The organism is Novosphingobium sp. 11B (assembly GCF_054589055.1).
Map to the genome: position 1 here is coordinate 23,040 of NZ_BAAILP010000074.1, position 12,022 is coordinate 35,061.

The window sequence follows — 12,022 nt, forward strand, 5'->3', positions numbered from 1 at the left end:
TTGAAAAAGAGAGCGGAATGAAACATGCGAAAGCGGGCGATCCGGCCCAGCCCGGAGCGGACACTGCCGCCAGGCGCTACGGCAAGGGTTCGGCGATGCGGGAGAAGATTCTCGCGGATACCGTGCGGCGCTACTGCTCGGATGCCGCGGCGCCGGTCAGCCTTCGCGCCTTGAGCCGCGAGCTTGGCATCGAAGCGGCGCATGTCCTCTATTACTTCGGAACGTTCGAGCACCTGCTCGAATGCGTGCTCAACCGGTGGGACGAGGAGGCGGCCGGCATCGCTGTACCCGGCGATGGCGCGCTGGCGGTTCTGAGCCGCTATGTCGCCTCGGTCCGCCGCAACCTGACCGCGCCAGGGGTCGTACGCCTTTATTTCCAGTTCGCTTCCGACGCTCTGGAGCCGGGGCACCCGGCCCATGCCTACTTCACGGCGCGGTTCGAGGGCATCCGGCGCGAACTGTGCGATGCGCTCAAGCGAGGGCAGCAGGCAGGTGTCATCGCGCCGCACGTCGATGCCGACTATGCTGCGCAGTCGCTGATCGCCCTGTCGGACGGATTGCAGTTTCAGGCGCTGCTCGGCGGAGCTGTGGATGCCGCAGAGCACCTTGATCGGGCCGTGAGGCAACTTCTCGTGCGACCCGGCCACGATCAGTCGGCTGCGGCCGAAATTCATTGAACGAAACTGTGACCGGCTGTCGCCGCGATGACAAAATTGTGCCGAGGTTTTAAATTTTTAACACTGCATAAAATTAATGACAGGGCGACCGATGGGCTTGTTTCACTAGGGTGCACCCGTCTTTAGGTCTATTTATAGTATTCCGTAAATTCCAGTTTGTTGAAAAATTCTTCTTAGTTTTTTGCGATAATCGATAATATCTTTGGGATTTTTACAAAAGTATGATTTTGTAAAAATCGTTCCGAAATATATCCGCCAGACGAATACGCGCCTCAAGGGACTGCTAATTTATTTATCACTGACGCAGTTTATTTCCATCACGGAATCGGACGGGTGCGTCATGTCGCGGCGAAGCATATTATCGTTTTGTATGGTGCCCATACTGGTGGGCATTTCGGTGCCTTCGCCGGAAGCCGCTACTGTGCCCGCCAGCCTCCGCGTGGATGGCGGCGCCATCGCCCAGGCACCGGCCCGTGCCGATGGTGTCCGGGTCTACAAGGGCATCCCTTATGCCGCCGCGCCCATCGGCGAACGGCGATGGGAGCCTCCCGCTGCGGTTGTCCCATGGCAGGGCGTGCGCAGCACCGATACGTTCGGCGCCGACTGCATGCAGGCGGTGAACGAGAACAGCCCGGCCGAGCGGCCGCGCTCCGAAGACTGTCTTTTCCTCAATGTCTGGGCGCCGGCCAAATCGGGGCGCCACCCGGTATTCGTGTGGATCCATGGTGGCGGATCGCGGGTCGGGTCCGGGGCACAACCGACGTTCGATGGCTCCGCCTTCGCGCGCAAGGGGATCGTCGTGGTGACGATCAACTACCGCCTCGGGCCGCTGGGCTTCCTGTCCACTCCGGAACTGAGCGCGCGGAGTGGCTACGATGCCTCGGGCAACTACGGCTTCATGGACGTGATCGCTGCGCTCGGGTGGGTCCGGCGCAACATCGGCCGCTTCGGCGGCGAGCCGGGCCGGGTCACCATCGGCGGGGAGTCCTCGGGTTCGGTGGCCACCAGCGTCATGATGGCTTCGCCGCTTGCGAAGGGGCTGTTCGTGCAGGCAATCGGCGAAAGCGGCTCATCGCTGCGCCGCGCGGAGCCCGCCAGCATGGGCGCCACGACCCTGGCGTTCGAGGAAAAGCGCGGCACCGCGCTGATGCAGGACTTGGGGGCGAGCGATCTCGCCGCGCTGCGCCGGGTACCTGCCGAGCGCGTCCTTGCCAGCGCCGCAAGGCTCGCCAACGGCCAGTTCTACAATCTGCCGGTGGTCGACGGGCACCTGCTGCCCGATGCCCCCTGGCGCATCTTCGCCTCGGGAAAATTCAACGACGTGCCGCTGCTGGCGGGCTGGAACGCGGACGAAGGTTCGCTGACGCTGCTTGGTCCGAAGCGCAGCTTCGCGCAGATGCTGCAGGCGACCTACGGCGCCGGGGCGGGCGCAGTCGCACGCCTCTATCCGCATGCACCCGGCGACGACCAGGCAGCTCTGGTCGCGGCAGCAGGGCATCACAACATCGCCTACCCAACCTGGCTCTGGGCTTATGCCGCGGCGCGTTTCGGTCGCAGCCCGGTCTACCTTTACGAGTTCGACCACGCACCGCCCGTGCCGGAGGGAACCTTCGGCACCGGTTTTGACGTGCGCCTTGCCGGAGCATACCACGGTGCCGAGATACCCTATGTGTTCGATACGCTCGAGGCGCAGCAGGGTTGGCGCATCGCCGAGGCCGATCGCGCCGTCGCGCGGCAGATGAATGCCTGGTGGGCGGCGTTCATAAGCACGGGCGCTCCGGGCGGCGAAGGGGCGGCACACTGGCCGCGCTATGTCCCCGGGGAGGCGGCGAGGCGCATGCAGGTTACCGAGCATCCATTGGCTGTGCCAGACCCGGACCGGACGCGGTTCGACGGGCTGATGAAGGTTCACGCGGCGATCGATCCGCCGCTGCCGGGGCCGCCCGCGCCGCGCCGCTGATTACTGAATAACACAAGCAGAAACCAACGTTGCGAGCACCTCTTCGGGGGAGGGTGGCGCTCGTCCATGACAAATCCAGAGTGAGGACAACGACCATGAAGTTGAGGGATTTCATCAAGCACGACGCTGCGCGGGTATCGATCGTCGCATTGACGGTTTCGGGGGCCATCGCGGGGTCGGCGCCCGCGTTCGCGCAGGAAGCAGCGAGTCCGCCCGCGCAGCAGGAACCCGCGAGCGGCGAGATCTTCGTCACCGCGCGCAAGAGCGCCGAGAGCATTCTCGAGACGCCGATCGCGGTCTCCGCGTTGACCGGCGAGGACATCCGCGCACGCGGCATCGTCTCGGTGCAGGACATCGCCGCCTATACACCGGGCATGAAGGTCGTGAACAACGGCGCGGGCCGCAACGACCGTTCGTTCCAGCAGATCATCATCCGCGGCTTCACCCCGCCCAATGCCGTCGCCCAGACCGCCTCGGTGTTCATCGACGGCGTGCCGGTCAGTTCGGCCACGGCGATCAACAACATCACCAATCCCGAGCGCGTCGAAGTGCTCAAGGGACCGCAGGCCGCCTACTTCGGTCGCCAGACGTTCGCCGGCGCGGTCAACGTCGTGAGCAAGGCACCCAGCGACCACTGGACCGGCACCGTCGATGCGATGATCGGCACGCGCAACAGCTACGACGTCATGGGCGAAGTGAGCGGCCCACTGGTCGATGACCTGCTCGGCATCCGCGCCACCGTGCGCAAGTACGCCAAGGACGGTTCCTACGAGAACGCCGGGGTCCCGGGACAGACGCTGGGCGACCAGAAGACCCGCACCGGCACCCTGGCCCTCACTTTCACGCCCGCCTCGAACCTGACGGTCAAGGGCTTCGGCATGATCACCTACAACGACGACGGCCCCAGCGCGCAGGGTCTGATCGGCGCATACCAGGCGACCGACGACAATGGCCGGGTGATCGTGCAGGACCAGTCGAACTGCAGCTTCAACGTCACCAATTCCAGCGGGGTCACCCGCACCAACCGCTATATCTGCGGCACGGCGCCCAAGCTGGTGAACTCGCCCTCGGCGAACACCACCAACGACGCCTTCATCAAGAATTTTCTCGCCAATCCGAAAGGCCGTCTGATCTCGCCGGAAGACGGCGTGCAGGGCTATGGTCTGCGCAGCCGCTTCTACCACCTGCATGCCTCGGTGGACTGGGAAGTGGCCGACGGTGTGACGCTCAGCTCGCTGACCGGCATGAACAAGGAGCGCAACAGCGAACTGGCCGACCTGGACAACTACTACAGCGTCGGACAGGCCAACATCTTCGGCTCGGCCGGATCGCGCAGCTACTTCGATTTCCCGTTCCTGGTGGAGCGCAGGCAGAGCGACTGGTCGCAGGAATTCCGGGCGCGCTACGACACCGACCGCTTCAAGGGCACCGTCGGCGTCAGCTACCTCGACGCGCGCTACCAGAACGCCAATGGCGGCGGCAACAACGCGCTGGGCATCTCCACCTTCTCGGCCGTCTTCGGACAGTCGCGCAACCAGACCCTGGGCGCATTCTTCGGCCTCAGCTACGACCTGACCAACAAGCTGACCATCAGCGTCGACGGGCGCTACCAGATCGACAAGCTCTATGCCTATGCTCCGCCGGGCGGCCTGACCGTCACGACCGACGCTTTCGCCCCCGCCGGCTTCTATGCCGAGGGCCAGACTCTGGCCCATAAGAACTACCGCAATTTCATCCCGCGCGGCATCGTCCAGTATCAGTTCGATCCCGACACGATGTTCTACGCCTCCTACGCCAAGGGCATCAATCCGGCGGGCTTCAACACCCAGTTCCTGACCGGCACGCCGTCGGTCCAGCAGACGGCGGTGGCATCGGGCCTTGCCATCGAAGTCGATCCGGAGAAGCTGGACAACTACGAGATCGGGCTGAAGGGGCGCCTGCTGGGCAACAGCGTGCGCTACACGCTGGCGGCCTACAGGGCGATCTGGAAGAACCAGATCAACTCGGCGGACGTGGTGTTCTTCGATGCGCAGACCAACACGCCGCAGGTGATCACCGCATTGCGTAACGCGGGCAAGGTCATCATGACCGGGTTCGAGGCTGAAGTCTTCGCCGACGTGACCGACAACCTGTCCATCACCGCCAGCGGCGCGATCAACGCCAGTTCGATCCGCAGCCTGACCGCGCCGTCTTCGACTGCGCTGACCGGCATTACCGACTTCCGGGGCAACGAGAACCCGCTGACCTCGAAGTATTCGGCGGCGGTCAGCGTCAGCTACAGCCATCCGATCCCCGTGGCGGACGGTGCCAAGGCGTTTATTCGCGGTGACCTCAGCTACAAGTCGGGCGTTTACTCGGATGCGTCGAACGTGCTCAAGTCGCCCGACCTGACCCTGGTGAACATGCGCACGGGCATCGAGACCGGCAAGGTCAACGTCGAGGTCTTCGTGAACAACGTGTTCAATACGCACGCCTATACCAGCGTTGCGTTGGGCACTCTGTTCACCAACGACTTCCGCTATACCGGCACCAACACGGCCGCGATCGTCGGCCTGCCGGACCTGCGCACGGCTGGCCTGCGTATCCGCTACAGCTACTGAAAATGACGTCGGCGTCAGGCCCTCCCTGACGTCGGCGCCATGGTGGAGGCTGCCGTTGCCGGTGCGGCCTCCACCACCTTTTGTCGCCGGCCTTTGTTGTCGGGGCATCATCGATGGCGGGTGTGGAAGGATGGTGTTAGAGGCCGCCGCCCCATCAAAGCAGGAATTCAATTCGATGATTCAGCCCGGCGCGACGTTCAAGGACAATCTGCAGAAGCTCCCGCCGATCGATGGGCTGGAGCGCATCGACCTTGTCGCGGTCGATGGAACGGTGGTTGCCAGCATCGAGAACCAGCCCGGCAAGCAGGGGTCGCTCGCCGTGTATCAGCACCTGAAGCAGTGCTTCCCCGCCCTTGACGCCGCAGCGGCCGAGCATGGCCTGGGCGTGTTTGCCGAGCACACGGCCGATGCCCGCAACCGTCCTGGCGCCCATCCCAATATCGACCGCCTGCTGGACATTGCCGCCGGTGGCAGCCCGCTCTCCATCGAGATCATTCCCCAGTCGTAAGGCTGAGGGCGTTTGGGCGAACGGCCATGGTGGCCGCCGAAATGCCTGAAATACGGCTGTGAACATGGGGTGGCAGCTCGGAGGAGCTGCTGCCCCATGTTCGCGTAATATCATGCGATCACACCCGAATTCGGGAGTTCTGACTGGAACAGCGTTGCGCTCATCGCAACGAACCTCACGGATTGGCTGCATTGAAGGGCAACCGCGCTCGTGTGACGTTTCTGTCATCCGGCGATGCGGGGACACTTGCTGTCGCGCCGGTTAAAGCACAATCGGGTTGAAAGGGGTTCCATGAAGATCGAGAAGAACGCAGCGCTGAGGCTTTTCGTAACCGGCATGATGGCCGGCACCGCGCTGTGCGCCGTGCCTGCACTCGCGCAGGACGCGGCGACGGCCGCTGAGGGCACCGGCGGCGACATCGTCGTCACCGCTTCCAAGCGTACGTCCTCGACCGTTCAGGATACCCCGATCGCCGTGCAGGCGCTGGGCGGCGACGCGCTGAAAGACAAGGGTGCGGTCGATTTCGCGGACTTCTACCACGCGATTCCGGCCCTGTCGGTTCAGGACGAAGGCCCCGGCGACAAGCGCTACGTCATTCGCGGCGTCAACTCGGCCGGTGCCAGCACCGTGGGCATGTACCTCGACGAAACCGTGATCACCGGCGAGAACGCGCAGGACGGCGGCGGCCAGGCCCCCGACATCAAGCTGTTCGACATCGACCGCGTCGAAGTGCTCAAGGGCCCGCAGGGCACCACCTTCGGCGCCAGCTCGATGGCGGGCACGATCCGCTACATCACCAAGAAGGCCGATCCCGACGGCGGCGTGAACGGCTACGTCCAGTCGGCCCTGCGCGCCACCAAGGGCGCATCGCTGGGCATGCAGACCGACGGTGCCGTCAACCTGCCGGTCATCCCCGGCGTCCTCGCCGTGCGCGCATCGGGCTTCTATGCCGACCTGCCGGGCTGGATCGACAACCGCTTCGAGAAGGGCGCCAACGCCGAAAAGAGCAAGGCCGGTCGCCTGACCGCCCGCCTGCAGGCAACGCCCGACCTGACCGTCGACCTCACCGCGATGTACCAGGACGTCCAGCAGGACGCGAAGAACTTCTACAACAAGCTGGATTACGACGGCAACGCGCTGCCCTCGAACTATCAGGCCGACGAAGTGCGCGCGCCTTACAGCGACAAGAGCGAAATCTACAACGCGACCGTCAACTACAAGCAGCCCTTCGGTACGTTCACCGGCACCGTCTCGCGCTTCGTGCGTGACACCAGCTTCGTGCGCGATGCCTCGCTGGCGGCGCAGGCGTTCCTTGGCCTGCCGCACGACACTACCGGCCGCAGCGCTCTGAAGCAGGACAAGCACCGCCGGGTGGACAGCGGCGAACTGCGCTTCGCGTCCGACTTCGACGGTCCGTTCCAGATCCTCGTCGGCGGCTTCTTCCAGAACGAGAACCGCTTCTTCAACAGCTCGTGGCCCAAGGCCGACGTGAACGGCAACCTGCCTGCCGATGCCGACATGCTGCTCGACCGCACCGTCGACACCCGCATCAAGGAACGCGCGCTATTCGGCGAACTCAGCTACGAGATCGTGCCGGACCTGACCTTCACCGCAGGCGGCCGCCTGTTCGACTTCAAGCTTGAGCAGCAGTCGGTCGCCAACGTCGCGTTCGGCGGCGGCACCGGCGCGGGCGCTGGCCCTAAGCTGCACACCAAGGACAACGGCCTGATCGGCCGCTTCAACCTGGCGTACAAGCTGAGCGATCAGGTCAACACGTACGTGCAAGTCGCGCAGGGCTACCGCTCGGGCGGCACCAACGACCAGACCGCCGCCGCCATCGCCAATGTCGTCATCCCCGACGGCTACGGCTCGGACTCGCTGTGGTCCTACGAGTGGGGCGTGAAGACCACGCTGCTTGATCGCAAACTGTTCCTGAACGGCGCAGTCTATTACATCGACTGGTCGGATATCCAGGTCTCGCAGCAGGCGACCGACGGCACCGTGTCGTTCGGCTACACCGGCAATGGCGGCAAGGCCGAGGTCAAGGGCATCGAAATGACGCTCGATGCGCGTCCGGTCCCGGGCCTGCAGATCAACCTGTCGGGCAACTACAACACCGCCAAGCTGGCGCAGGACAACCCCGTCGCGGGCACTGGCAACAAGGGCGACCGCATCCCCTACGTGCCGGAATTCACCGGCGCGGGCAGCGTCAACTACACGACGTTCGTGGACGCACTGGGCGTCGACGCTTCCTTCGGCGCGGACGTGAGCTATCAGGGTTCGATGGCCACCAAGTTCAACCCGGCCATCGACAACTACCAGCCGCTCGACTCCTACTGGCTCGTCGGCATGCACGCCGGCATCAGCAAGGGTCCGTGGCAGGTGAACCTTAACGTCACCAACCTGTTCAACGACCAGACGACGATCAACTACAACGAGATCGTTCCGGGCGTGTACCCGCTGGGCTACTACATGAACCGTCCGCGTACGGTCAGCCTGTCGGGAATGGTGAAGTTCTGATCATGACTGCTGCTTCCAAGTTCGTCCTCGGGTCGCACCAGGTGGCAAACGCATCCCGGAGAGCCTTGCTCTCCGGGATCGCGTTTTGCGCCGTGGCGACCGGTCCCGCTTTCGCGGCCCCGGCTGACAAGCCGTGGCTGGACGCCGCCCGCACGCCCGAACAGCGCGCCGAGCTGGTGGTCGCGGCGATGACGGACGACGAGAAGCTGAAGCTCCTTCAGGGCGATACCGAGCTTGATGCCAACGGCACCGGCGTCAACGCCTGCGTCGGCCACATCAGCGGCATCGCCCGCCTCGGCCTGCCGCGCCTGTGCATGGGCGACGGCCCGGCGGGCGTCGGCAACGGCATGAAGGGCGTGACGCAGTTCCCCGCACCCGTCATGGGCGCGGCGACCTTCGACCGCGATCTGATGACCGCCTACGGCAAGGCGCTGGGCGCGGAGCACGCGGGCAAGGGGCGCAACGTGGTGCTCGCCCCCACCATCAACATCATCCGCACCCCCAAGTGGGGCCGCCTCGCTGAGACGCTGAGCGAAGACCCCTACCTGACCGCGCAGCTGGGCACCGCGATCACCGGCGGCATCCAGTCGCTCGGCCTCATCGCCACCCCCAAGCACTTCGCGGCGAACAATCAGGAATGGCTGCGTCTGGGCGACGGTCCCGCCTACGAGGCGGTGGACGCGATCGTGCCCGAACGCGCGCTGCGCGAGATCTACTACCCCGGCTTCGAGGCGGTGGTGAAGCAGGGCAAGGCCGGCTCGATCATGTGCGCGTACAACCGCGTCAACGGGCACTACGCCTGCGAGAACCCCGGCACGCTGGGCAATCTCAAGCGCTGGGGCTTCGACGGGTTCGTCGTTGCCGACTGGTACTTCGCCCACCGCTCCACCGCGCCCTCGGTGAAGGCGGGGCTGGACATTTCCATGCCCGGCGGCGTCAGCCCCTTCGGGTTCGCCGAGTTCTACGGCGTCAAGGAACTGAAAGCCGCCCGCGCGAGAGGCGCCATCACACAAGCTGACATCGACGGCATGGTGAAGCGCATCGTCACCCCGATGTTCCGCCTCGGGCTCGTCGATCATCCCATCGCGGCGGCCGACGCCAATGCCAACGTGCGCGATCCGGCGCACCTCGTCCTGTCGGAAAAGATCGCCGAGGAAGGCACCGTCCTCCTGCGCAACGAGCGCGGCGTTCTGCCCCTGAAGGCCAAGACGATCGCCGTGATCGGCGACGATGCGGGCGCGAACGTCCAGACGTCCGAACGCTACGGCGGCTTCGTGAAGACCGAGGACGTCGGCACGCTCAAGGCCCCGGTCGATGCGATCAAGGCCGTACTGGGCGACAAGGCAAGCGTGACTTACGCACGCGGGACTCTCGGCATCGCGCCGCTGCCCGCCATGCCCTCCTCGGCCTTCGAGGATCTGACGGCGCGCTATTACGCCTCGCCCGACTGGAAGGGCGAGCCGCTCGTTACCCGCAAGGAAGCGTCGATCGACTACGCCGAGGCTGGTCCCAAGGCGGGCGTGCAGGGCTTGCCCTCGCTGTGGTCGGCGCGCTGGACGGCGGGCTTCGTGCCGCCGAAGACCGGCACCTACCGCTTCTCGCTCAACGGCGGCGGCGAGATCGCGCTGTTGATCGACGGCAAGCGCGTGGCCTACGTGCCCAAGCAGAGCTTCCGCCTCGCCACGCACGGCACCGTCTGGCTGGAAGCGGGCAAGCGCGTGGCGTTGCAGCTTGATTATTCCAACGCGCCGACGCTCTCGGCCAACGAACTGCGCCTCGGCTGGCAGGCTCCGGATGCGACGCTGATCGACGAGGCCGTCGCCGCCGCGAAGAAGGCGGAAGTGGCGGTGGTCTTCGTCGCCGATCACGTTTCCGAAGGCGCGGATCGCACCGACCTCAAGCTCCCCGGCGATCAGGACGCGCTGGTCGAGGCCGTCGCGGCGGCCAACCCCAACACCGTCGTCGTGCTCCACACCGTCGGCCCGGTGCTGATGCCGTGGCGCGACAAGGTCGCGGGCATCCTCGCCGCCTGGTATCCGGGAGAGCAGGCGGCGGACTCCATCGCGGCGCTGCTGACCGGCAAGGCCAACCCCTCGGGCAAGCTGCCCGTTACCTTCCCGGCGGACGAGGTCAACGGCCCCGCCGACCAGCCCGCCCGCTACCCCGGCATCGGCACCACCGCGCGCTATGATGAGGGCATTCTCGTTGGCTACCGCTGGTACGACGCCAAGGGCATCGCGCCGCTCTATCCCTTCGGTCACGGCCTGTCCTACACCAGCTTCGCCTACAGCGGCCTGAAGCTGGCGAAGTCGGGAGATGGTTGGTCGGTGCACGCCACGGTGCGCAACACCGGCAAGGTCGCGGGCGACGAAGTGGCGCAGCTCTACGTCTCGCTGCCCGCTGTCGCGAACGAGCCGCCGCGCCAGCTCAAGGGCTTCGCGCGCGTCTCGCTGCAGCCGGGCAAGTCGGCCACGGTCGAATTCCCGCTGGACCGCCGCGCTCTGTCCTACTGGGACGAGACTGCGCACGACTGGCAACTGGCCGAGGGCAGCTACCACGTCCAGATCGGTTCCAGCTCGCGCGATCTGCCGCTGGGCAAGGACTTCGATCCGGCGCGGTGACCTGCTAGGGACTGGCTTCGTCATTGCGAGCGAAGCGAAGCAATCCAGAAGCGGCCCGGCGCTGCCCTGGATTGCCGCGCCCCTTTGGGGCTCGCAATGACGAGCGGTGTGCGAGTCCCAAAGGAGTTCGATTTGTCCGAAGCCGGAATGCGATACCTGCTGGAAGCGCTCAGCGCCGGATCGATGCGCGCGGCGGGGGATCGGCTCAATGTCGCGCCGTCCTCGATCAGCCGCCAGATCGCGCAGCTGGAGAGCCAGTACGGCCTCGCCCTGATCGAGAAGGGCCGGCGCGGCGTGCGGCTGACCCATGCGGGCGAGATCGTCATCGCTCACTACCGCAACCAGTTGGCCGACCGCGAGGCGCTGCGCGCCAAGCTGGAGGAACTGCGCTCCGTCCGCACGGGGCAGGTGACGGCAGCGATCGGCGACGGCTTCGCGGGCCAGAGCTTCACCTCGATCGTCAGCCAGTTCTCGCAGGCGAACCCGCTGATCCGGCTGGAGATACTCACCGGCTCCACCACCGAGATCCTGCGCATGATCGCGGACGACGAGGCGCATTTCGGCCTCGTCTTCTCGACCCCGAACGACATGAAGATCCACGTCCGCTCGGTGATCGCGCAGCCGCTGATGGCGATCATGCTCCCTGACAACCCGCTGGCCGCACAGCCGAGCGTCACCATCGCGCAGCTGGCGCAAGTGCCGCTGGTGCTGCCGCCCGCGCATTTCCGCATCCGCCAGATCCTGAGCGCGGCGGAGGCCAATTCGAAGACCTATTTCCAGCCCGCGATCACCTCCAACTCGATCCACGTCATGCAGGACATGGTGCGCGCCGGGATCGCCGTTGCCATCCTGCCGCAGATTTCCGTATGGTCCGAACTGACCGAGGGCGCGATGGTCAGCGTGCCGATTGCCGACGACAGCATCGAGGAAACCACCACCAGCCTCGTCCTGCGCTCCGGCCGCCAGCTGGAAGGCGCCCCGCTGCGTCTGCTCAAACGTATCGAGGCGCAACTGCGGCAGTGGAACCGGCCGGTGGGGCGGGAACGGTGATGTCAGGTTACCTTGGGATCGTCATTGCGAGCGCAGCGAAGCAATCCAGGGCAGTATGAGGTCGCCCTGGATTGCTTCGCTGCGCT

The 12,022-nt window shown here is 65.3% G+C and carries 7 protein-coding genes; all 7 read left to right on the forward strand.

Annotation, left to right across the window (positions count from 1 at the left end):
- Nucleotides 1-17 precede the first annotated feature (17 nt).
- The 7 genes from ACYPYD_RS06750 (at nucleotide 18) to ACYPYD_RS06780 (ending at nucleotide 11,936) form a co-directional block, all read left to right on the forward strand.
- Nucleotides 18-677, forward strand: a complete 660-nt coding sequence (locus ACYPYD_RS06750; RefSeq protein ID WP_051587124.1) for a TetR/AcrR family transcriptional regulator — start codon at nucleotides 18-20, stop codon at nucleotides 675-677.
- A gap of 370 nt (nucleotides 678-1,047) precedes the next feature.
- Entirely contained in the window at nucleotides 1,048-2,637 is a 1,590-nt protein-coding gene (locus ACYPYD_RS06755) for a carboxylesterase/lipase family protein (protein ID WP_211150839.1), read from the forward strand.
- A gap of 95 nt (nucleotides 2,638-2,732) precedes the next feature.
- Nucleotides 2,733-5,237, forward strand: coding sequence for a TonB-dependent receptor (locus ACYPYD_RS06760; RefSeq protein ID WP_459662564.1), 2,505 nt, complete (start codon nucleotides 2,733-2,735; stop codon nucleotides 5,235-5,237).
- A gap of 175 nt (nucleotides 5,238-5,412) precedes the next feature.
- Nucleotides 5,413-5,745: a DUF2322 family protein gene (locus tag ACYPYD_RS06765; RefSeq protein WP_008831716.1), complete on the forward strand. Its 333-nt coding sequence runs from the start codon at nucleotides 5,413-5,415 to the stop codon at nucleotides 5,743-5,745.
- Between the two features lie 291 nt (nucleotides 5,746-6,036).
- Nucleotides 6,037-8,265 carry a TonB-dependent receptor gene (locus tag ACYPYD_RS06770; RefSeq protein WP_459662565.1) on the forward strand — a complete coding sequence of 743 codons (2,229 nt, stop codon included), beginning with the start codon at nucleotides 6,037-6,039 and terminating at the stop codon, nucleotides 8,263-8,265.
- A 92-nt stretch (nucleotides 8,266-8,357) separates the two neighbouring features.
- On the forward strand, nucleotides 8,358-10,886 hold the full coding sequence (locus tag ACYPYD_RS06775) for a beta-glucosidase (RefSeq protein ID WP_459662566.1): 2,529 nt from the start codon (nucleotides 8,358-8,360) through the stop codon (nucleotides 10,884-10,886).
- A gap of 132 nt (nucleotides 10,887-11,018) precedes the next feature.
- Complete coding sequence (locus tag ACYPYD_RS06780) at nucleotides 11,019-11,936, forward strand: LysR family transcriptional regulator (RefSeq protein ID WP_155986432.1); 918 nt, start codon at nucleotides 11,019-11,021, stop codon at nucleotides 11,934-11,936.
- The last annotated feature ends 86 nt before the right edge of the window (nucleotides 11,937-12,022 follow it).